This is a genomic window from Halorussus salilacus, from assembly GCF_024138125.1.
Lineage (GTDB): Archaea > Halobacteriota > Halobacteria > Halobacteriales > Haladaptataceae > Halorussus > Halorussus salilacus.
Map to the genome: position 1 here is coordinate 783,186 of NZ_CP099993.1, position 21,001 is coordinate 804,186.

Sequence of the window (21,001 nt, forward strand, 5' to 3'; positions counted from 1 at the left end):
GCACTTTTATAGTAGTAGTGCCGACGGACTTAAACCCTTGGTCGCGAATGTGGTGTTTCGAATCCGACAGAACGAGCGTCGAATCGCCTGTGCGCGAAATTCGGGCGGTTCGGTCGAATCGCCCGACGAGACCGCCATCGGAAAGCGTTTATGTCGGTGTCGAGGAGGTGACCCCATGCCCGTCATCGAGTGCGACGTCGGCCTCGCCCGTGAGAGACTCGTCGAGGCCGGGGCGGAAATCTCTTCGGGTAGCTCCGAACACGAGCGCTGGCGCACGGAGTACGGCGACGCGGTCGCGGTCGCCTACGACGGCAAGGTCGTCGTGCAGGGGTCGAACCCGCAGGACATCGAGACGCTACTCCGCGAGGAGGGCGGTCACGCCTACGTCTACTTCGACGGCGCGAGCAGGGGGAACCCCGGCCCCGCGGCGGTCGGCTGGGTCATCGTCACCAGCGACGGCATCGCGGCCGAGGGGAGCGAACGCATCGGGCGCGCGACGAACAACCAGGCCGAGTACGAGGCCCTGATTCGCGCGCTCCGGGCCGCGCGCGACTACGGCTTCGACACGGTCGAAGTGAAGGGCGACTCCCAGCTCGTGGTCAAGCAGGTCACGGGCGCGTGGAACGCCAACGACCCCGAACTCCGCGAGCGCCGGGTCACGGTTCGGGAACTGCTCGCGGCGTTCGACGACTGGGAGCTCAGCCACGTTCCGCGGGAGATAAACGACCGCGCCGACGACCTAGCTAACGAGGCGCTCGACGATGGCTGATGACGACCTTCCCGAGGAGACGGTAGACCGGGCCGAACGGCTCACCCGACTCGCGCGCGAGGCAGTCGACGACGCGGAGGCGGCCGCCTACCGCGAGGAGCGCGCGGAGTTACTGGGCGACCACGGCTACACCGCTCGGGTCCGCGAGGACGACCCTGGCGAGACGCTCGTCCTCCACCCCGACGAATGGGTGGACGACGGCATGATCCACCCCGAGCGAGTCGAGGACACCTCGCGCGCGGTCGAGCGGTCGCTGTCGGGACCGGGCGACCCCGAGGAGTGGGACGCGGTCGACGAACACAACCGCGAGGTCACCGACCGCGTCCGCGAGGCTCACGGCGACGTTCACGGCGACAACGCCGCTGCGTTCGCCGACTTCATGAGCAACCACTACGCGCGACAGGTCGAGTCGGCGACGGCCGAAGAAATCGCGGAGTTCCTGACGGAGTACTACCCCCGGAACGCGTGGCCCTCCGAGGACCAGCGAGCGGTCGTCGAGGAGTCGGTCGAACTGGTGTTCGACGCGGTCGAATAGTGAGTACCCGTCGTCGGGATTACTCGTTGTCGGCGACGAGGTCGCGGACCTGCTCGGCGCGCTCGTCGTCGGTGACGAACTTCGAGAGCTTCCACTGGAGGGCGTCGACGACCACCGCGAGGCCCTCGTCGGTCAGTTCGTACTGGTTCGTCCGCTTGTCGAGTTCGCTCTTCTCGACGTACCCCTTCTCGACGAGGGTATCGAGGTTGGGGTAGAGGCGGCCGTGGTTGACTTCCTCACCGTAGAACTCCTCCAACTCGCGCTTGATGGCGAGACCGTACATCGGTTCCTCGGAGAGGATGGTCAGGATGTTCTGCTGGAAGGCGGTGAGGTTGCGAGCGGTACTCGTCTCTGTGAGTGTCTGTGCCTCTGACATAGACTCTGACACCCTCGGATTTGTCACGATGGTATTTAATCCTTCCCAACTCGGTCGGGGTTTTCAGAATTTATCCGCCGGTTGTACCACTACTCTGTACGGCATTTAAATACTCTTTCGAAAATCGGCTTTAGGTGTCACGCGGATTTCTGGTTCGGCGCGCCGGGTTTCGCGCCGGAAGCCGAAAGGACTTTCCTGACTTCGGACGGAACCTCTCCTGCACATGACGAACCTCTGGGAAGATCTGGAGACCGGACCGAACCCGCCCGAGGAGATCTACGCGGTCGTCGAGTGTCTCAAAGGCGAGCGCAACAAGTACGAGTACGACAAGGACATCCCCGGCGTGATGCTCGACCGCGTCCTCCACAGCAACGTCCACTACCCGAGCGACTACGGATTCATCCCCCAGTCGTACTACGACGACGAGGACCCCTTCGACGTGCTGGTCCTCGTCGAGGACCAGACGTTCCCCGGGTGTGTCATCGAGGCCCGTCCGGTCGCGTTGATGAAGATGGACGACGACGGCGAGCAGGACGACAAGGTCATCGCGGTTCCCTCCGAGGACCCCCGTTACGACCACATTCAGGACCTCGAAGACGTCCCCCAGCAGACCCTCGACGAGATAGACGAGTTCTTCGCGACCTACAAGAACCTCGAAGCTGGCAAGGAGGTCGAGACCCAGGGCTGGGAGGACAAGCAGGCCGCGAAGGACGCCATCGAGCACGCCATGGACCTCTACGAGCAGACGTTCGCGTAGCCGAACGCGTCCCATACCCTTCTCGTCAGTCTCAGCCAGCGGATACCTGCCCGAAACTATTTGAGGTTGGCCCGGACACCCCGAATCGATGGCGTTCGGGTCTCCGCTCGACGGTGCCGAGATGGTCGTCATGGCAGCCACGCTTCTGCTCTCGGGCGGGCTGGTCTTCTACGCCGCCCAGACGTTCAACGACTGGCGGCGCGACGGCGAGCGGGCACCGGTCGACGCGCTCAAGAACACGGTCGCCGGACAGAACCGGGTCGCGCTCGTCGTCCCCGACGGCCCGAGCATCGACGCCCTCGCCGCGGCGGTCGGCCTGCAGGCGCTCTGTCGGGAGTGGGGCGTCACCGCCCGACTGTTCGCCGAGGGCGCGGTGACCGGCGAGGACAGCAAGACGTTCTGCAACATCTTCGACCTCGAACTCACCGAGGTCGGCGAGACCGGCGACGACCTCACCGACTGCGACGCCGCAATCGCGGTCGGCGGCGGGGGCGGCGTCCCCCGGCTCTCGAACAACCCCCCGGTCGTCGCGGTCGTCCGCCACCGGCCCACCGCCGAGGAGAACATCCTCACCGTGACGCCGACCGACGACGGCGCGACCTCGACCACGGTCGCGCGCCTGCTCGACCAGGAGATGGTGATTCCCGACCAGCGAGTCGCCACCGCGCTGCTCTACGGGGTCCGGGCCGGGACTCGGGAGTTCCGCCGGGCGAACGGCCAGCACGACTACGAGGCCGCGGGGTTCCTCCACACCTACGCCGACCTCGGTCGCATCGAGGACCTCCGGTCGCCGGGCATGAGCGGCGACACCTTCGACGTGATCAGCGACGCGATAGCCAACCGCGAGCGGCGCGCGAGCTTCGCGGCGACCAACGTCGGGTCTGTTCCCGCGGTGTCGGCGCTGGAGGAGGCCGCCGACACGATGCTCCGGCTGGAGGGCGTCTCGACCGCCGCCGTCTTCGGCATCCACGAGGAGACCATCGTGGTCTCTTGCCGCGCCGAGGACGTCCGCACCAACGCCCTCGACATCCTCGACACCGCCTTCGAGAACAGCGAGACCACCGGCGGGAACACCGACTCGGCGACCGCGCGCGTCCCGCTCGGCCTGTTCGCGCAGGTGGACGGCGAACACGAGGAGACTCTCGACATGCTCATCGACACGAGCACCCGGAAGTCGCTGTTCGAGGCGTTCGAGAGTTCGTGAGGGCGTGGAAACGTCGGGAAGGTCCCGGTCGAGTTAGGAGGTTTCCGGTCGATGGTTCTGCTCGGTTTTTCGGGATGGGTGAGGGAGTCGTGAATTTCGAAACGGGTGAAGAAATCGTGACGCTAGCTATCGCCGGTACCTATGAAGACCGCACCGCCACCGCACCGCCACCGCACCGCCACCGCACCGCCACCGCACCGCGCCCCGTGCCTCCCCGCGTGCGAACTCGCTCGCGGTGCGAGCGAGTTCGCGGCGCATCCCGTGGTCGGTGGAGGTGCGCGAAACCGGGTTCGGGTTCGCCCCCGGTTCGCTGGCAATCCCTCATAATCGTTCGGGTCGAAGGCCGACCCTGCGAAAAGAAATTTCTTGTATCCGGTCCTCGTAGGGGGGTGCATGGGTCTCTTCGATAGGCTCCGTGGAGACGATAAGCCACGCGTTGCCTTCTTCGGTATCGACGGCGTGCCGTACAGCTTTCTCGAGGACCACTTCGACGAGTTCGAGAACCTCGCTACCCTCGCCGACGAGGGGTCGGCCGGGCCGATAGACAGCATCGTCCCGCCCGAGTCCTCGGCGTGCTGGCCCTCCCTCACCACCGGAGTCAACCCCGGTGAGACCGGCGTCTACGGCTTCCAGGACCGCGAAATCGGGAGCTACGACACCTACGTCCCGATGGGTCGAGACGTGCAGGCGACCCGGGTCTGGGACCGGGTGCAGGAGTCGGGGCGAGACGCCACGGTGATGAACGTCCCCGTCACCTTCCCGCCCCAGCGCAACGTCCAGCGGATGGTCTCGGGGTTCCTCTCGCCGGGCGTGGACAAGGCGGCGTACCCCGACGAGATGCGCGAGCAACTCGAATCGGTCGGATACAGAATCGACGCCAACGCGAAACTCGGCCACGACGAGGACAAATCGGAGTTCATCGAGAACGCCCACGAGACGCTCGACGCCCGCTACGAGGCGTTCAAGCACTACCTGCAGGAGGACGACTGGGACCTCTTTTTCGGCGTGTTCATGACGACCGACCGGGTCAACCACTTCCTGTTCAAGCACTACGAGGACGACGGCGAGTACCGCGAGGAGTTCCTCGACTTCTACCGGAAGCTCGACCGCTACCTCGGCGAGATTCGACAGAACCTTCCCGACGACGTGACGATGCTGGTCGCGTCCGACCACGGATTCACCTCGCTTGACTACGAGTTCTACGCCAACACCTGGCTCGAACGGGAGGGCTGGCTCTCCTTCGAGGACGACGACCACGAGGAACTGGGCGACATCACCGACGACACCGAGGCCTACTCGCTCATCCCCGGCCGGTTCTACATCAACCTCGAAGGCCGCGAACCCCGAGGAAGCGTCCCCGAGAGCGAGTACGAGGACAAACGCGCCCAGCTCAAGGAGGCACTCGAAAACCTCGAAGGCCCCGACGGCCGGAAGGTGGTCGAGCGCGTGGTCGAGAAGGAGGAGGCATTCCACGGCGACCACGACGACATCGCGCCCGACCTCGTCGCCATCCCCAACTACGGCTTCGACCTCAAGGCCGGGTTCAAGGGCCACGACGACGCGTTCGGGCAGGGTCCGCGAAACGGGATGCACAGCTTCGACAACGCCTCGCTGTTCGTCGACGACCCCGAGGCGAACGTCGAGGACGTCGACCTCTTCGACATCGCGCCCACCATCCTCGACCTGCTGGAGGCCGACTACGACGCCGCGGAGTTCGACGGCCGGAGCCTGGTGTAGCGTCGCGTCTTCGACCGCGAGCGCGTTGCACCGCGTCCTCGACCGCGAGCGCGTCGAACGCGAGACCACCGTCCGGATTCGGCCGCGAGACGCGGCCGAATCCGGCGAGAATGCCAAACGCTTAGTTTTTTTAGGAACTACGGTCGGCCGATGGTAGACCCCGACCAGTCTGACCCCGACGCCGAACCGGACGAGCGAGTCCGGGAAGCGGTCGAACGCTCCCGGAGCGGCGCGCCAGCGGCCGGGTCGGTCGTTCGCGACCGGTTCACGACCGACGAGGTGTTCCAGCGCATCCTCGCGGCCGCCGACGAGGAGATCACCTCGGGGAGCCGCGAACTGTTCTTCAGCGCGCTCGCGGGTGGTTTCGCCATCACCATCACGTTCATGCTGTACGTCTCGATGTCGGCCTCGACCGACAGCCACCCGGTGTTGAGCGCGTTGCTGTACCCGTTGGGGTTCATCTACATCATCATCGGCGGCTACCAACTCTACACCGAGAACACGCTCCCGCCGGTCGCGCTCACGCTCGAACGGGTGGCGAGCATCCCCGCGATGTTGCGCAACTGGACGGTCGTGCTCGCGGGGAACTTCGCTGGCGGCGCGGCCGGGGCGGCCGCGCTCGCGTTCGGCGGCGTCCTCTCGCCGGAGGCCGCGACCAAGGCGGCCGAGATCGCCCAGCACGGCGTCGAGACCGGCTGGTGGTCGCTGTTCGCGAAGGCCGCCTTCGCGGGGCTCATCGTCGCGGGCGTCGTCTGGGTGGAGTACGCCGCCCGCGACACCATCTCGCGGGTGGTCGTGGTGTATCTCGCCTTCCTTGCGATTCCGCTCGGCGACCTGTTCCACTCGGTGGTCTCGTTCACCGAGATGCTCTATCTCGTTCTCTTGGGTGACTTCGCCTTCCTGCCCGGGATGACCGAGTTCGTCCTTCCGGTCCTGCTGGGCAACACCGTCGGCGGGGTGGTCCTCGTCACCGTGGTCAACTACTTCCAGACCACCGAACGCCGCCTCGAATCCGCGCGGTTCGAGGGGGCAGACAGACAGCTCTCGCTTCGCGAGTGGGTGTTCGGCGGGCTGGTCGGCCGGGCGTACGTCCCCCTCATCGACACCGGCGAGGCCCACCCGGCTGCGAATCCCGACCGATACAGGGTGGTCGTGCCCATCTCGAACCCCCGGACCGAATCGCGGCTGGTCGATCTCGCCTGTACGGTCGCCAGCCAGCACGAGGACGCGGTCGTCCACGCGGTCCACATCGTCCAGCTTCCGACCCGTGGCACACAGGGGTACGGTGCCGACCAGCGCGAGCGCATCGTCGCCGAGTCCGAGAGGCATCTGGCCGACATCGGCGCGACGGCCGAGAGCTACGGCGTCGACTATGAGACCTCGACGGTGGTCTCGCACCGCTCGTTCGAGGAGCTGTTCGACATCGCCGAGCGCGAGCGCGCCGACCTCGTGGTGATGGGCTGGGACGACAAGCGGCCGTGGACGGGGCGAGCCGAGCGCTCGCTCGGCGAACTCACCAACAGCCTCCCCTGTGACTTCCTCGTGTTCAAGGACCGCGGCCTCGACCCCTCGAAGTTGCTCATCCCGACCGCGGGCGGTCCCCACTGCGACCTGAACGCCGCGGTGGCGCGGGCGTTCCGCGCCACCGCCGACGCGGAGGTGACGGTCCTCCACATCGTCGACGGGCCGGACGAGCGCGAGGCTGGCGAGGCGTTCCTCGAAGAGTGGGCGGCCGACAACGACCTCGGCGACGCGAGGCTCGTCGTCGACGACTCGGGCGACGTGGAAGCCGCCATCGAGCGCGAGGCCGCCGACCACTCGCTGTTGTTCATGGGCGCGACCGAACGAGGGTTGCTCGCGCGGCTCGCGACCGACTCGCTACACTTCGACGTGGTCGACGACACGAGAACGTCGGTCGTACTCGCCGAGCGCGCGACCCGTCGGAGCCTCGTCGAACGGCTGTTCGGCCGGTGACCTCAGATCAGGTCGTCTAGCTCGTCGTTGTGGAACTGCTCGGCCGGGTCGCGCTCGGGTTCGTCGGCCTGCTTGCTGGCCTGTTTCGCGCGCTCCATGAACTCCTCGACTCGGTCGGAGCGTTCGACCCCGCCGAGCAGGATGAGCGACGCGAGCCGACCGCTGTCGAGCGGGAAGTCCCCGCCCCGGACCTGCAGGCTCCCGGTCTCGTCTTCCATCCACTTTCGGGCGCGCTCGACGCCCTTCCGCGGGATGGCCTCGGGCTGGCCCGCCACGACCAGCAGGCCCGAGTCGGCCTCGACCGCGTTCGGCAGGCTGAGGTTGCTGAGGAGCGCCCGCCGGGTCGTCGAAGTCACGGTGTTGATGTTCTCCTCGGCCTCGTCGCTGGCTTCCGCGCTCGCGAATCCGAGCGTGGCGATGCCGCCCGACCGGAGGGTGTTGATGACCTCGCTGGAGTCGACCACGCTCTCGCCGACCCCCTCGACCGCCTCGCCCGAGGCGAACAGCAGACCGACACGCTGGGCGATGTTCTGGTTGATGGACTCGAACGCCTCGCCGACGCTCTCGCCCGAGGAGTGCCACGCGTCGTTGTCGATGAGCAGGGTCGCGTCGGCCTCCCGGACGAGGGTCATCAGCGACCGCCCGGCGTTGGCCTGATACATCGCGCCCTCGCCCCTGCCCGGCAGGATGCCGAGGCCGTAGACCGGAATCTCGTAGACGCGATTGAGTTCGCGCGCGAGGACGGGCGCGCCGCCCGACCCGGTGCCGCCGCCGAGTCCGGCGACGACGAAGATGGCCTCGGCCTCGGCGGTGATGCGGCCGTCGAGAGCGTCCATCACCTCGGTCGCGTCGCTCTGCATGACCTCCGCGCCGAGTTCGTTGTCGCCGCCGACGCCGTGGCCCTTCACGCGGTCCTGACCGATCAGCACCGTGTCGAGGTCGAGCGACTGGAGGTCGGTCCTCGCGGAGTTGACCGCGAGCGCGCCTTTGACCGCGCCGAATCCCATCCGCTGGTCGTACTCGGCTAGCTTCTGAGTCAACTTCCCCCCGGCTTGTCCGACACCAATCAGGACGACTTTCATGGGAGGGAGACTCGAATTCGCGCATAATCAACCTTGCGGCACTCGGTCTGGCGTCCCGGCGAGGCGGTCCCCAGTCCGGGTACGGTTCGGTCGCGACACGGCCGCGAACGTACCCTTAAATACCAGAACGGGACCACACCGGGCCATGTCCGAACCGGACGCACTGGACGAGCGACTCCGCGCCGTCGAGCGCGCGCTCACCGACGGCGACCGCGACCTGACCGACCTCAGAACCGGCGCGGAACTGACCCGCGAGGTCGAGGCGCTCTGCGAGCGCCTCGACGACGCGGAGGACCGACTCGACGAACTCGACGCCGCGACGCAGGCGCTCAGGGGCTACGTCGGGAGCGTCCGGGCGGTCAACGAGTCTGTCGAGCGCCGGGCCGACGCCGCACTCGCGAAGGCCGAGTCGCTCGAAACCGACCGCCAGTCCCGTTCCGGCCGGGATTCGGGGGCCGACTCCGACTTCGCATCCGACTCCGACCCCGGACTCGCCCGCCACCCCGGTCCCACCTGCGACTGCGAGCGTCGCCGGGCCGACCCCTCGGAGTGGCCGGGGACCGAGGCCGAGACTGCGCCAGACGAGTCTCCCGGCCTGCTCGCCAGACTCGCGGAGGCGCTGTCGTGATACGCACCGTCCTCGCCGTGGTGCTCGCCGCGGCGCTCGTGGGTGTCGCGACCCCCGCGCTCGACGCGGCGCGCACGACCCGGTCCGAGCGACTGACCGCGGCCGAACTCGGCCGGGTCGAGACCGCCGCGGAGGGTCTCGTCGCCGAGGAGACCCCCGCAGGACCGGGCGGGCCGGGACCGCGGCGCACCCTCGAAATCGAGCTGCCGGGCGACTCGCCGACGACAGCACCGGTCGCGTACGTCGCGTTCGGCGGTCGGCCCGGGGAGTCGGTGGCCGACACCGGCCGCACCGACGCCGTCGCGTTCAGAGTCGCGGGCGGTCGCCACCACGTCCACCGGGTCGGGGTCGACCTCCGAGTGGCGGGCCGGGACGAAGTGGCGGGCCGGGACCGAGTGACGGTCCGAAACGGCGGCGAGTCGCCCCCGCGGGGGCGACTCGCCGCCGACGCCCGTCCCCTCGTCCTCCGAGGCGGGGCCGCCTATCGGCTGGTCCTCCGGCTCCGCGAGGACGACGGTCGGCCGACCGTCGTCCTCGCCGCCCGAGAACTTAAATCCGAGAACGGGACCACCCCGGCACATGCGAGACCTGCTGGCGCGACTGCGTGAGACCGACGACCCGGCGTGCGCGTGCGAACCGACGTTCGAGTCCGACCGGCTCGTGCTCGACGCGACCGACTGCCCCGGGAGCGGCGACCTCGCGGCGTCCCCGGACTGCCGAGCCACCGCGGTCGCGGCGCTCGCCGACAGGAGCGCCGACGCGGTCCTGACCCGGACGGAGGGCGTCGAGCGCGCCTACGAGGGCGAGGCCGCGACCGTGCTCGTCGCGGCCGGGCGGTTCGCCGAGCGGGTCGCCTTCTACGACGAGCGACTCGCCGACCGCGCCGAGCGCGACCCGCTGGACGCGGCCCGCGCCGCGGTCGGGCGCGCAGGGCCGGTCGGCGACATCGTCGCGGAGACCGGACTGGCCGAGGTCGCTCGCGACGCCGGGAGCGACGACGACGCGCTCCGGGCGTTCGTCGGGCCGCCGATGGCCCGGTCCCGGGTCGCCGCGCGACCCCCTCCCGACGCGGCGCTCGCCGAGTCGCGGTCGCTGTCGAGCGGCGCGACCGTCCGAATCTACGACGGCCCGGACCGCGCGCTGCGGACCTACCACCTCGAACCGGTCGAAGCCACCTTCGACGCCGCCGCGCTGGAGACGCTGGCGCGCGCCCACGACCTGCTCGCGGAGGGGGTCGTCTCGGGCGAGTCCGACCGCGCGCCGGGGCGGGCGGTCCGCCGGGTGGCCGATTCCGACCAGCGGGTCGAGGACCTCGCGGCGGTCCTCGGCAAGCACACCCGCGGGTACGGCGTCCTCGCCGACCTGTTCGCCGACCCCGCGGTGTCGGACGTGTTCGCGACCGCCCCGGTCGGGTCGAACCCGCTCCGGGTCACCGTCGACGGCGAGCGCATGCGGACCAACGTCCGACTCACCGAGGCGGGCGCGGAGACGCTGGCCTCGCGGGTCCGGCGCGCGAGCGGCCGAGCGTTCTCGCGGGCCGCGCCCACCCTCGCCGCGACCGCCGAGACCGGCGCGGGAGCCGTGCGTGTCGCGGGCGTCACCGACCCGGTCTGCGACGGGCCGGGGTTCGCGTTCCGCGCCCGCGAGGCGACGCCGTGGACCCTGCCCGCGCTGGTCGAGAACGGGACCGTCCCCGCCGACGCCGCGGCCCTGCTCTCGCTCGCCGTCGAGCGCGCGGCCGCGGGACTCGTCGCCGGGGCCCGCGGTGCGGGCAAGACCACCGCCCTCGGCGCGCTCCTGTGGGAACTGCCCGCCGCGGTCCGGACCGTGGTCATCGAGGACACCCCCGAACTCCCGGTCGGCCCGCTCCAGTCCCGGGGCCGGGACGTCCAACCGCTGCGGACCGCGACCGACGACGGCACCGGTCTCTCGCCCTCGGACGCGCTCCGGACCGCGCTCCGACTCGGGGAGGGCGCGCTGGTCGTCGGGGAGGTCCGGGGCGAGGAGGCCGCGGTCCTCTACGAGGCGATGCGGGTCGGCGCGAGCGGCGACGCCGTCCTCGGCACCATCCACGGCGACGGCGGCGCGGCGGTCCGCGAGCGCGTGGTCTCGGACCTCGGCGTCCCGGCCTCGTCGTTCGCGGTGACCGACCTCGTCGCGAGCCTCGAAACGACGGCGACCCCGGAGGGCGAGCGCCGCCGGGTCCGGGCGGTCGAGGAGGTCGTCGACGGCGACCGCTTCGAGCCCCTCTTCGAGGTCCGGGACGACGCCCTCCGACCCACCGGCCGGATCGAGCGCGGGGAGAGCCGCCTCGTCGCGTCGCTCGCCGACCCCGACGAGCGCTACGCCGACGTTCGCGAGACGCTCGCCGACCGCGAGACCCTGCTCGACCGACTCGCCCGCGAAGGCCGGACGGACCCGGCCGACGTGACGAGGGCCTACGCCGAACGCGACCGGAGGAGCGCGTGAGTCCCCTCGAACGACTCACTCGGCTCTATCCGTGGGCGGTCTCCCCGGACGACGACCTCGTCCGGGCGCTGGCGTACCTCGACGCCGAGGCCGACGCCGAGACCGCGGTCCGGGCGGGCTACGGGCTCGCACTCCTCGTCGCGCTCCTCGGTGTTCCCGCGCTGGCGGTCGCGCCCACGCGGGCGCGACCGCCAGCGCTCGCGGGACTGCTCGCGGTCGCGCTCGGGGCCGTCCACGCGGCCGAACGCGGGCCCGTCGCGCTGGCGACCGCCCGACGGACCGCGGCGCTTGGTGCCGCCCCCGCGCTGGTCGCCCGGCTGGTCCTCCGGATGCGGATCGAACCCGCCAGCGAGCGCGCCGCGGCGTTCGCCGCCGACGCCGACGGGGAACTCGCCGACAGCCTCCGGGATCACGTCCGGCGAGCGGCCGGGACCCCGCGGTCGGGGCTCGCGGCGTTCGGCGCGACGTGGGCCGACTGGAACCCGCCGTTGCGTCGGTCGGTCCTGCTCGTCGTGGCCGCGGCCGACGCGCCCGCCGGAGAGCGCAATCGGACCCTCGACCGGGCGATGGACGCCGTCCTCGACGGCAACCGCGACCGGATGGCGGCGTTCGCCGACAGCGTTCGGGGACCGACGACGGGGGTGTACGCGTTCGGCGTCCTGCTCCCGCTCGCGCTGGTCGCGGTCCTCCCGGCCGCCCGAATCGCGGGCGTTCCCGTCTCGATACCCGTGCTGGTCGCGGTCTACGACCTGCTCCTGCCCGCCGCGCTGGTCGCGGCGGGCGCGTGGTTGCTCGTGCGCCGCCCCGCCGCGTTCCCGCCGCCGCGGGTGTCCCGGGACCACCCCGACGTGCCCGACCGGAACTGGCCCGCGATTGCGGTGGGCGGCCTCGCGGGACTCCTCGCTCTCGGAGCCACCGTCCCGCTTCCGGCGTGGACGCGCTGGCTCGCGGTTCCGGGAGCCGCGCTCGGCGCGGCGCTGGTCGCGCGCTACCGCCCGGTCAAACTCGTCCGGGACGACGCCCGCCGCGTCGAGGCCAACCTGACCGACGCGCTCTACCTCGTGGGGCGGCGGGTGAGCGACGGCGCCGCGGTCGAGTCGGCGGTCGCCGATTCGGCGCCGGAGGTCGCGGGCCGGACCGGCGAGACGCTCGCGGAGGCCGCGGGCGTCCAGCGGCGGCTTCGAGTGGGCGTGCGCGAGGCGTTCCTCGGCGAGCACGGCGCGCTCGCCGACGTTCCCAGCCCGCAGGCCCGGACCGTGGCCGCCCTGCTCGCGCTGGCCGCCCGCGAGGGGCGGCCAGCGGGTCGGGCCGTGGTGTCGATGGCCGACCACGTCGACGACCTCCGGCGGGTCGAGCGCGAGGCCCGCCGGGAACTCGCCAGCGTGACCGGGACGCTCCGGAACACCGCCGCAATCTTCGGCCCGCTGGTCGGAGGCGCGACGGTCGCGCTCGCCGACGGGATGGCCTCCGGGGCGCTGGGCGAACCCTTCCCGACCGCGCCGCTCGGTCTCGCAGTCGGCGGGTACGTGCTGGTGCTGGCCGCGATTCTGACCGCGCTCGCGACCGGACTGGAGCGCGGGTTCGACCGCTCGCTCGTGGGGTATCGCGTGGGACTGGCGCTGGTCTGTGCGGTCGGGTCGTTCCTCGCGGGGTTCGCGGGGGCCGGACTCGCGGCCTGAGCGCGACCGTCGGCTCCCCCGCTTTCTTCGAAACTGCCGACCGTTCCAAGCGGCGCGCGGTGGTTCGGCGCGCGGTTTGCGCCGAACCATCACTCGCGCGAGGGAGGCGGCCGCCTCGCGCGGTCGCCGAGGCTGGGGAGGCGCGAGGCCCGCGGTCGCGGTGCTGTGCGGTGCGGTCGCGGTCCTTCTAGGTGACGACGATAGCTAGCTTCGTCGTAGCGTTCTCCTCTGGAAGCGAGACCCGAGAGTCAACCGCCAGCACCCCGGAGACCCGGAACCTCGACCGCGACCCACCCCGGCTGAAGGTTTAAATCCGAGGACGGGACCAACCCGTGCCATGTTCGACGCACCAGTCGAGACGTGGTACCTCTGGGTCGGCCTCGCGCTCGCGAGCAGCGCCGCCCTCGGCCTCGCGGTCTCGCTCCCCCGCGCACCCCCGCCGGACGCCGCGGGCGTCGCCGACACCGTGGACTCGGTCGCCGCGAGCGACCGCGCCGCGACCGCGGTCCACCCGGTGTCGGCCGAGGTCAGAATCGGCCCCTACCGCGTGTGGCTCCGCGACGACGGCGCGACCGGCCACGCGACGCTCGCCTACGGTCCCGTCACGCCCGTCCGTCGCGGGACCGCGCTGTGGGACGTGCTCCGCGGGACGCCGCCCGAGTCGGCGTTCGGGTCGCCCGGGGCGTTCCGGGACGCCGCGGCCGACGCGCGCGACCGACCCCCGGCGTGGCGGACCACCGGAGAACTGACCGTCCGGGCGGTCTCGTGGGAGGGCGTGGATGTCACCCTCGTCGGGTAGGGCGCAGGTCGAGCCGCTCGCGGCGCTGGTGGCCGTCTTCGCCGTCGGACTCGCGGTGTCGGCGTACGCTGGGGTCCTCGATTCGGCCCTCCCGACGCCCGACCGGAACCTCGCCGACCCGACCGTCGAGCGCGCCGAGCGCGCGGTGACCGACGCCGGGGTGGTCGCCCCCGACGAACTCGCCGGGGGACTCGACGCCGGTCCCGACGGCTACCGGCTGAACCTCACCCTCGTCGCAGGCGACCGGACGTGGCACGCGGGACCGCGAGCGCCGCCGACCGTCGATTCCGCCGCCGCCAGCGACGCCGCCGAGGTAACCGTCAGCGTCCGAGTCGCACCCGGCCGGGTGCGACCCGGACGCCTCCGCGCGGAGGTGTGGCCGTGACGCGACGCCGAGTCGGTTCGGCGTCGGAGGCCCGGAGATGACGGCGACGCCCCGCGCCATCAGCACGGTCCTCGACGCGTCGGTCTGTCTCCTGCTGGTCAGCGCGAGCGCGCTCACGCTGGTCACGGTTCCGACCGAAGACGGGAGCGACCCGACCGAGGCCGACGAGACGGCCGACCTGCTCGCTTCGAGCACCGCGGCGGTGACCTACGAGGTCGGTGACGAGGACCGGACCGCCCACGACACGCTGGCTGGCCTGCTCGCGACCGCGGCGGTCGCGAGCAGGCCGGACGGCGATTCCGGGGTCGCCCCGACAGGGAGTTTCGAGCGCGCGGTCACCGAACGCGTAAACCGCACCCTCCGGCGGTCGGGCGGCCGCGCGCAGGTGGTCGCTCGCGCGGAACCGGGCGCGAGCGCGTCGGCGGGGTCCCGCGCGGGGACGCCGCCGACGCGCCGACCGCTTCCGTCCCGGGGGATTCCGGCGGCGCGCGAGTCGTCGCCGGAGCGGTCCCGCCGCCGGACGCCGACGTTCACGCCGCCGCGCTCTCGGTTCCGGGAGGCCCCGAAGACCGGGTTCGCGTCCGGCTCACCGTCAGAACGTGGTCGTCGTGAGGCTGGCCGACGACCGCCGCGGGCGGGTGCCGTTCGCGCTCGTCGGGGTGGTGTTGCTCGTCGGGAGCGCCGCCATCGGCGCGACGCTCGCTGGCGATTCGACCCCGCGGACCGACCGGTCGGTCGGGACCGCGATGGACCGCACGACCGCCGCGACCAACACCGCCCTGCGCGGGGCGGTCGCCGACGCCGGACGGGCGGCCGCCCGCGAACCGGTCACGGCCTCGGCCAATACCACCGCGGGAGTCGTGCTGAACGACTCGACGCCGTACCGCGACTACCTCCGGATTCGAATCTACCTCGAAGCGCGGTCGGCCCTCGACGGGGTCGGCGTGCGCGAGGGCGACGTTCGCGGGTCGGTCTCGCTCCCGGCGGTCTCGAACGCCAGTGAGCTCCGAGACGCCAAGCGTCGGGTCCGAATCGCCCCGGCGGGCGAGTCTGAGAACCGGGGGCTGCGGGTCCGAATCGAGAACGTCACCGTCACGGCGACTCGCGGCGGGGAAGCCGTCGAGCGCGAGACCGTCTCCCCGTCGCTCGTCGTGGCGACGCCCGCGCTGGCGCTCCACGAGCGGACCGAGCGGTTCGAGTCGCGGCTGAATCGCGGGCCGCTCGACCCGGGTCTCGGGCGACGCCTGACCGCTCGGCTGTACGCCGTCGCGTGGGCGCGCGGCTACGCCCAGCGCGGCGGCGCACCCATCCAGAACGTGGTGGCGAACCGCCACGTCGAACTCGCGGCGAACGGCGCGCTCCTGGGCGAACAGCGGACCGCGTTCGGCCGCAACGACCCCGCGGGGCGTCGGGCGGCCGCGTGGGCGACCGCGAGGGTCGGTGCGACCGACCTCCTGACGGGAATCGACGACCAGCGCGGGACCCGCCGGACCGAGTCACTACTGGCCGCCGCCGACCGATACCGCGAGGAGAACCCGATGCCCGGAAGCGTCGCCGACCCCGAGGCGTCCCACCGGGACGCCCGGACGGTCGGCGTCAACCGAACCGCAGATCGGGCGTTCGAGGCGTTCGTCGCGGGCGAGAACGAGGCCCGAGCGAACCCGGAGTTCGACGAGACACTGCGCTCGGCCTACGAGGTCGAGACCCGACTCGTCGCGTCGGTCCGGGAGGTCGACGCCGAACCGCGGCCGTCGCTCGACCCGCCGGGCGAGAACTGGACGCTCGCCGACCGCCGGGTCGAGACGACGACCAAGGTCGAGCGCGATGCGAGCGCGCCACCGCCCGAGACGCCGCCGGGATGGCACCTGCTGGATTCCGAGACCCGGCGGGTCGTCCGGACCAAGACGCTGGTGGCCGACTGGACCCGCGGAAACGAGACCAGAACCACGACCCAGCGCTGGACCGAGGCGTCGGTCGCTCGCGTCGGCATCGCCGGGGACCACCGCGTCGGCGACGGCGACCCCGCGCCGACCCGTCCCGTGGCTGGCGTCCACGAGCGCGGCGGGCCGCTCGGCGGGCCGAACCTCCGGGACGTCTCGGCGCGGGCGACCGAGAGGCTGGTCGCCGACAGCGGCGGGTTCGACGCGGCGGCCCGCCGCGCGGTCGAGGGGAACCTCGACACCCGGACCCGGCGCGTGTCGGGGCGACGACCCGCCGACCTCCGCCGGTGGGCGTATCTCGACCTCGTCGACCTCCGCGAGCGAGTCCGGAACGTCTCGGTCGAGGCCTCACCCACTGCGGCGGTCGCCGACGAGGAGCCACCGGCCGCCGCGCTCGCTCGCGAACTCCGCACCCGGCGGGCGGAACTACTCGGCGTCCCCGAACGCTACGACGGCGCGGCCGACCGGGTGCGGGTCGCGGCGCGCGCCGCCTACCTCGACCGCGTCCTCGCGCGACTCGACGCCCGCGCCGACCGTACAACCGAGACCCGCCGGGGACTGGACGGCGCGCTGGGCGACGCCGGGGTGTCGCTCGACCGCGCGCGGAGGATTCTCCGCGAGCGGACGACCCCCGCGACGCCCCCGCCCCGCCCCGTGCCCGCCGACGGCCCGGGCGCGGCCGCGAACCTGAGCGTCTCGGGCGCGCCGCCGTACCTCACGCTCGCGGAACTCGACCGCGAGCAGGTGTCGGCGATTCCGGAGAACGAGACGCGCTATCCCCTCGAAGCCCGGAATCTGAACGTCTTCACGGTGCCGTACGGCGACGCCGCCGACGCGGTGGCGTCGGCGTTCGACCGCGAGACCGACACCGACGGGGGCGGGACCGACCTCCGGACCAGCGGGCTCGCGCTACGGGCGGCCAACCGGACGCTCGACGCCCGCGAGAGCGACGCGCTCACCGAGCGCCGGAACGCCCTCCGGTCGGAGCTGTCGGCGTCGCTGGAGACGGTCGCAGAGGACCTCGTCGCGCAGCTGGCGATGCCCCGCCACGACCTCACGGTCCGAGAGCGCGAGCGGGCGGTCCGGGACGGTCTCAGTCGATGGAACACGACCGCGGGCCGGGCGCTCGCGGTGTCGAACGGCTCGGCGGCCGACGCGATACGCGACGAACTGCTCGACCGGCGACCGGAGCTCCGGCGGGCCGACCGCCGGGACTGGGTCGAGACAAGGACCGAGACCGCACTCGAAGACGCGCGTCGAGACGCCGCGGGACCCGACCGGTCGGCCGTGAACCGGACCGCGAGCAAGGCCCGGGAACTGGCGCGCGACGCCGCGAAGGACGCCGTGAAGTCCGGCATCGAGAACGCGACAGAGCGAGCCAAGGAACGGTGGTTCGGCGAGGTGCTCGCGTCGGTTCCGGCCGGACTGCCGGTCGCGCCCGTTCCGGGCCACTGGTACGCGACCGTCAACGTCTGGGACGTGTCAGTTGCCGGTCAGTACGAGCGGTTCGCGGTCGGCGCACCGGCCGGGACGCCCGACGCGTCCGGGGTCGGCGAGTCGACCGGACCCGAGGGGTCGGCCAGCGTCGGCGGGTCGGCGCGCCGACCCGCCGACGCGGTGACGTACGTCCGCGAGGAGGGGTCGGTCGACCTCGACGTGGACGGCGACGGAGACCCCGAGGAACTCGGCCGGACCGACCGGGTCTCGTTCGAGAGCGAGACGGTCGTCGTGGTGGTCGTCCCGCCGGGGCCCCCGGGCGTCGGTGACACCGACGGGAACGGAGACGAGCGCTCGCCGGGGTGGGACAAGTGAAACCCCTTTCAACTGCCGACCCCTGGGTCCGGGTATGCTCTACGACGACATCGAGGACCCCGAGTCGGTGACGCCCGCGCAACTCCGCGCGGAGTACCTCGCGGAGCTTGCGGCGGTCATCGACGAACTGGGCGTCGACGCGGTGGCCGAGGAGAGCGGCGTGGACCGGGAACTGGTCGCGGCCGTGGCGGCGGGCGAGGAGCCGACAGTCGAGCTGGCCGACGCGGCGGCCGTGCTGGCGGTCGACGACGGGACGCCCCCCGAGGACGCCATCCTGCTGGAGACCCGCGACCACCTCCTGCTGGGGATGACGACCGCGGTCCTCGACGTGGACACCATCGCGGCCGAGATGGACGACATGGACGGCAAGCAGGTCCAGCAGAAGATAGAGGGTCGCGCGCCGATGACGCTGGCGGAGTACGCCCGACTCCACCGGTTCATCGCGGGGCGACAGGACTGACAATGGACGTCGCGATTCTGGGATGCGGCTACGTCGGCCTCGAACTCGGCCGCCGATTGGTCGCGGCGGGCCACCGCGCGGTCGGCGTCCGGCGCTCGGACGCCGGACTCGACGCCGTCGAGGCGGCGGGTCTGGAGGCGGTCCGGGCCGACGTGACCGACCCCGAGGACCTCGCGGCGGTCCCCGACGCCGACGCGGTGGTGTTCGCCGCGAGTTCCGGCGGTCGGGACGCCGCCGCGGCCCGCGAGGTGTACGTCGAGGGGCTACGGACCGCAATCGAGGCGTTCGGCGAGCGAGCGAACCCGCCCGACCGGTTCGTCTACACCTCCAGCACGGGTGTCTACGGCGACCACGGCGGCGACTGGGTCGACGAAGAAACCGCGCTGGACCCCGCGACCGAGAAGGCAGAAGTGCTGGTCGAGGCCGAGCGCGTGGCCCGCGAGGTCCCGCGCGAGTACGGCGTCGACGGCACCGTCGCGCGGCTGGCGGGCATCTACGGGCCGGGCCGGACTCGGCTGGAGCGGTATCTGGAGGGGCCGGTCACGGAGGGGTACCTCAACATGGTCCACCGCGACGACATCGCGGGCGCGATTCGGTTCCTGCTGGAGGAGGGGTTGGCCCGCGACGAAGTGGTGCTGGTCGTCGACGACGAACCCGTCTCGAAGTGGGCGTTCGCCGACTGGCTGGCCGACGGGTGTGGGGTGGCGCGCCCCGAAAAGCGCACCGTCGAGGAGCGACTCGCCGACGCCGACGACGCCTCCGAGCGAGTGCGTCGGCGACTCCTCACGAGCAAGCGGTGTTCGAACGCGAAGCTACGGGGCCTCGGGTATCAGTTCGAATATCCGACGTATCGGGAGGGATACCGGCCGGAAATCGAGGCACTGCAGTCCGACGGCGGGTGAAATCATCCGATATTCGTATCGGGCAAATTTCTTGTCGCTCGGGATAGTCAGGGACTGACATGCAACTGTCGGTCGCTCGGGACCTGCGGATTCGGGAGGTCCTCCGGACCGCCGAGTCCTACTGGCAGACCTCCCCCGAACTCGTGGGGGCGGCCGCGCTCGGCGCTATCGCGCTGGTGGCGACGCTCTGGCTGGTCGTCCGCTGGATTCGGCGACCGATGGGCGCGCGCCTCAAGCGCGCGCTCTCGAAGCGCGAGGCGGTCGCCGTCCTGATGCACCCCAACCCCGACCCGGACGCGATGGCCTGCGCCATCGGCGTCGCCCACGTCGCGTCGGCGGTCGGCACCGACGCGACCCTCCAGTTCGCCGGACAGATACGACACCAGCAGAACCGGGCGTTCCGGACCGTGCTGGACCTCGACCTCGAAAAGATCGACCACGTAGACGACATCGCGGCCGACGACGTGGTGCTGGTCGACCACAACACCCCGCGGGGCTTCGAGGGAGCCGAGCGTGTCGAACCCTACGCCGTGGTCGACCACCACCCCGGCAACGGCACCGGCGAGGTGTTCACAGACCAGCGCACCGACTACGGGGCCTGCGCGACCATCATCGCCGAGTACCTCGAAGAAGTGGGGGGAACCCCGGTCGGCCCCGAGGAGTCCGAGGCCGACGTGGACGGATTCGTGGTCCCTCCGGAGGTCTCGACGGGACTGCTCTACGGGGTGCAGGCCGACACCAAGCACCTGACCAACGGATGCACCGACGCGGAGTTCCACGCCGCGTCGTACCTCTACCGGGGCGTCGACGAGGACCTGCTCGACCGCATCGCCAATCCGCAGGTCAGCGCCGAGGTGCTGGAGGTAAAGTCCCGGGCCATCTCCGAGCGGGACGTCCGCGGGTCGTTCGCGGTCAGCGACGTGGGGCGCATCGACAACGCCGACGCCATCCCGCAGGCGGCCGACGAACTCCTCAAACTGGAGGGCGTGACCGCGGTGGTCGTCTACGGCCGCCGGAACGACACGGTCCACCTCTCGGGGCGCTCGCGCGACGACCGGGTCCACATGGGCAAGGCGCTCGAAACCGTGGTCGAGGACATCCCCGCCGCGAGCGCCGGGGGCCACGCCCGGATGGGCGGCGGGCAGGTACCCGTCGACGGCGCGGCGATAGCCCACGACTCGGAGGTCCAGATGTGGTCCCAGAACGAACTCACGGGCGACATCTTCGCCTCGCTGAACGGCGACGTGTGAGAACGTCCTCGGCTACTTCTCGGCTTGCTCTCGGTGAATCCACCCACCCCACCTATCCCACCTACCCAACCCGGCGCGCGCTGGCGCGACCCGGCTGTGTTGGGTCGCGCCATCAGCGCGCGAGGGATGAGCATCGCAGATTGCGAACGGAGTGAGCAATCGAGAAGCGCAGTCGGTTGGGGAGGACAGTGGCCTGCGGTCGCGGTGCTGTCGGTCGGACTGAAAGGGCCCGGCCGCTCGCGT

Annotated in this window: 18 protein-coding genes and 1 pseudogene; 17 read left to right on the forward strand and 2 right to left on the reverse strand. The window is 71.4% G+C overall.

Going from position 1 to position 21,001, the window contains the following annotated elements:
- Window positions 1-175 precede the first annotated feature (175 nt).
- Together rnhA and NGM10_RS03985 are read left to right on the forward strand one after the other, a co-directional pair.
- Window positions 176-769 (forward strand): ribonuclease HI, encoded by a 594-nt coding sequence (gene rnhA / locus NGM10_RS03980; RefSeq protein WP_253482041.1) that lies wholly within the window; start codon window positions 176-178, stop codon window positions 767-769.
- Entirely contained in the window at window positions 762-1,304 is a 543-nt protein-coding gene (locus tag NGM10_RS03985) for a DUF7108 family protein (RefSeq protein WP_368408643.1), read from the forward strand. Before rnhA ends, NGM10_RS03985 begins: the two co-directional genes overlap by 8 nt.
- A gap of 19 nt (window positions 1,305-1,323) precedes the next feature.
- Here the strand turns inward: NGM10_RS03985 and NGM10_RS03990 are convergent, their stop codons facing one another.
- Complete coding sequence (locus tag NGM10_RS03990) at window positions 1,324-1,680, reverse strand: PadR family transcriptional regulator (protein ID WP_253482044.1); 357 nt, start codon at window positions 1,678-1,680, stop codon at window positions 1,324-1,326.
- Window positions 1,681-1,903: 223 nt separating this feature from the next.
- Here NGM10_RS03990 and NGM10_RS03995 point away from each other — a divergent pair, with 223 nt between their 5' ends.
- The 4 genes from NGM10_RS03995 to NGM10_RS04010 all read left to right on the forward strand — a co-directional run bounded on the left by NGM10_RS03995 (window position 1,904) and on the right by NGM10_RS04010 (window position 7,352).
- Window positions 1,904-2,437 carry an inorganic diphosphatase gene (locus NGM10_RS03995; protein WP_253482047.1) on the forward strand — a complete coding sequence of 178 codons (534 nt, stop codon included), beginning with the start codon at window positions 1,904-1,906 and terminating at the stop codon, window positions 2,435-2,437.
- Window positions 2,438-2,525: 88 nt separating this feature from the next.
- Window positions 2,526-3,641, forward strand: a complete 1,116-nt coding sequence (locus NGM10_RS04000) for a DHH family phosphoesterase (RefSeq protein WP_253482049.1) — start codon at window positions 2,526-2,528, stop codon at window positions 3,639-3,641.
- Window positions 3,642-4,034: 393 nt separating this feature from the next.
- Window positions 4,035-5,378, forward strand: coding sequence for an alkaline phosphatase family protein (locus NGM10_RS04005; RefSeq protein WP_253482051.1), 1,344 nt, complete (start codon window positions 4,035-4,037; stop codon window positions 5,376-5,378).
- Between the two features lie 150 nt (window positions 5,379-5,528).
- Window positions 5,529-7,352 carry a formate/nitrite transporter family protein gene (locus tag NGM10_RS04010; RefSeq protein ID WP_253482053.1) on the forward strand — a complete coding sequence of 608 codons (1,824 nt, stop codon included), beginning with the start codon at window positions 5,529-5,531 and terminating at the stop codon, window positions 7,350-7,352.
- Window positions 7,353-7,354: 2 nt separating this feature from the next.
- On the opposite strand, the gene NGM10_RS04015 is transcribed toward NGM10_RS04010, so the two are convergent.
- On the reverse strand, window positions 7,355-8,434 hold the full coding sequence (locus tag NGM10_RS04015) for a tubulin/FtsZ family protein (RefSeq protein WP_253482055.1): 1,080 nt from the start codon (window positions 8,432-8,434) through the stop codon (window positions 7,355-7,357).
- 145 nt (window positions 8,435-8,579) lie between these two features.
- Here NGM10_RS04015 and NGM10_RS04020 point away from each other — a divergent pair, with 145 nt between their 5' ends.
- The 11 genes and pseudogenes from NGM10_RS04020 (at window position 8,580) to NGM10_RS04070 (ending at window position 20,758) form a co-directional block, all read left to right on the forward strand.
- Window positions 8,580-9,062: a DUF7310 family coiled-coil domain-containing protein gene (locus NGM10_RS04020; RefSeq protein ID WP_253482057.1), complete on the forward strand. Its 483-nt coding sequence runs from the start codon at window positions 8,580-8,582 to the stop codon at window positions 9,060-9,062.
- On the forward strand, window positions 9,059-9,670 hold the full coding sequence (locus tag NGM10_RS04025) for a DUF7311 family protein (RefSeq protein WP_253482059.1): 612 nt from the start codon (window positions 9,059-9,061) through the stop codon (window positions 9,668-9,670). Before NGM10_RS04020 ends, NGM10_RS04025 begins: the two co-directional genes overlap by 4 nt.
- Window positions 9,642-11,531, forward strand: coding sequence for an ATPase, T2SS/T4P/T4SS family (locus NGM10_RS04030; protein ID WP_253482061.1), 1,890 nt, complete (start codon window positions 9,642-9,644; stop codon window positions 11,529-11,531). The genes NGM10_RS04025 and NGM10_RS04030 overlap by 29 nt, the downstream gene beginning before the upstream one ends.
- Window positions 11,528-13,210, forward strand: coding sequence for a type II secretion system protein (locus NGM10_RS04035; protein ID WP_253482064.1), 1,683 nt, complete (start codon window positions 11,528-11,530; stop codon window positions 13,208-13,210). Before NGM10_RS04030 ends, NGM10_RS04035 begins: the two co-directional genes overlap by 4 nt.
- 337 nt (window positions 13,211-13,547) lie before the next feature.
- Window positions 13,548-14,009, forward strand: a complete 462-nt coding sequence (locus NGM10_RS04040; protein ID WP_253482067.1) for a DUF7283 family protein — start codon at window positions 13,548-13,550, stop codon at window positions 14,007-14,009.
- Entirely contained in the window at window positions 13,990-14,394 is a 405-nt protein-coding gene (locus NGM10_RS04045) for a DUF7285 family protein (protein ID WP_253482070.1), read from the forward strand. The genes NGM10_RS04040 and NGM10_RS04045 overlap by 20 nt, the downstream gene beginning before the upstream one ends.
- 37 nt (window positions 14,395-14,431) lie before the next feature.
- Window positions 14,432-14,782 (forward strand): annotated as a pseudogene (locus NGM10_RS18340) (DUF7284 family protein); the annotation flags it as partial.
- Window positions 14,783-14,993: 211 nt separating this feature from the next.
- Window positions 14,994-18,146 carry a DUF7286 family protein gene (locus NGM10_RS04055; protein ID WP_253482075.1) on the forward strand — a complete coding sequence of 1,051 codons (3,153 nt, stop codon included), beginning with the start codon at window positions 14,994-14,996 and terminating at the stop codon, window positions 18,144-18,146.
- A 34-nt stretch (window positions 18,147-18,180) separates the two neighbouring features.
- On the forward strand, window positions 18,181-18,606 hold the full coding sequence (locus NGM10_RS04060; protein ID WP_253482078.1) for a DUF5791 family protein: 426 nt from the start codon (window positions 18,181-18,183) through the stop codon (window positions 18,604-18,606).
- Window positions 18,607-18,608: 2 nt separating this feature from the next.
- On the forward strand, window positions 18,609-19,508 hold the full coding sequence (locus NGM10_RS04065) for an SDR family oxidoreductase (protein WP_253482080.1): 900 nt from the start codon (window positions 18,609-18,611) through the stop codon (window positions 19,506-19,508).
- A gap of 59 nt (window positions 19,509-19,567) precedes the next feature.
- Window positions 19,568-20,758, forward strand: a complete 1,191-nt coding sequence (locus tag NGM10_RS04070; RefSeq protein ID WP_253482082.1) for a DHH family phosphoesterase — start codon at window positions 19,568-19,570, stop codon at window positions 20,756-20,758.
- Window positions 20,759-21,001 lie beyond the last annotated feature (243 nt).

What these genes read in the sequence shown, in the direction of transcription:
- rnhA (WP_253482041.1), top strand. Translation starts at nt 176, where the DNA reads ATGCCCGTCATCGAGTGCGACGTCGGCCTCGCCCGTGAGAGACTCGTC.
- NGM10_RS03985 (WP_368408643.1), top strand. Translation starts at nt 762, where the DNA reads ATGGCTGATGACGACCTTCCCGAGGAGACGGTAGACCGGGCCGAACGG.
- NGM10_RS03990 (WP_253482044.1), bottom strand. Translation starts at nt 1,680, where the DNA reads ATGTCAGAGGCACAGACACTCACAGAGACGAGTACCGCTCGCAACCTC.
- NGM10_RS03995 (WP_253482047.1), top strand. Translation starts at nt 1,904, where the DNA reads ATGACGAACCTCTGGGAAGATCTGGAGACCGGACCGAACCCGCCCGAG.
- NGM10_RS04000 (WP_253482049.1), top strand. Translation starts at nt 2,526, where the DNA reads ATGGCGTTCGGGTCTCCGCTCGACGGTGCCGAGATGGTCGTCATGGCA.
- NGM10_RS04005 (WP_253482051.1), top strand. Translation starts at nt 4,035, where the DNA reads ATGGGTCTCTTCGATAGGCTCCGTGGAGACGATAAGCCACGCGTTGCC.
- NGM10_RS04010 (WP_253482053.1), top strand. Translation starts at nt 5,529, where the DNA reads ATGGTAGACCCCGACCAGTCTGACCCCGACGCCGAACCGGACGAGCGA.
- NGM10_RS04015 (WP_253482055.1), bottom strand. Translation starts at nt 8,434, where the DNA reads ATGAAAGTCGTCCTGATTGGTGTCGGACAAGCCGGGGGGAAGTTGACT.
- NGM10_RS04020 (WP_253482057.1), top strand. Translation starts at nt 8,580, where the DNA reads ATGTCCGAACCGGACGCACTGGACGAGCGACTCCGCGCCGTCGAGCGC.
- NGM10_RS04030 (WP_253482061.1), top strand. Translation starts at nt 9,642, where the DNA reads ATGCGAGACCTGCTGGCGCGACTGCGTGAGACCGACGACCCGGCGTGC.
- NGM10_RS04040 (WP_253482067.1), top strand. Translation starts at nt 13,548, where the DNA reads ATGTTCGACGCACCAGTCGAGACGTGGTACCTCTGGGTCGGCCTCGCG.
- NGM10_RS04045 (WP_253482070.1), top strand. Translation starts at nt 13,990, where the DNA reads ATGTCACCCTCGTCGGGTAGGGCGCAGGTCGAGCCGCTCGCGGCGCTG.
- NGM10_RS04060 (WP_253482078.1), top strand. Translation starts at nt 18,181, where the DNA reads ATGCTCTACGACGACATCGAGGACCCCGAGTCGGTGACGCCCGCGCAA.
- NGM10_RS04065 (WP_253482080.1), top strand. Translation starts at nt 18,609, where the DNA reads ATGGACGTCGCGATTCTGGGATGCGGCTACGTCGGCCTCGAACTCGGC.
- NGM10_RS04070 (WP_253482082.1), top strand. Translation starts at nt 19,568, where the DNA reads ATGCAACTGTCGGTCGCTCGGGACCTGCGGATTCGGGAGGTCCTCCGG.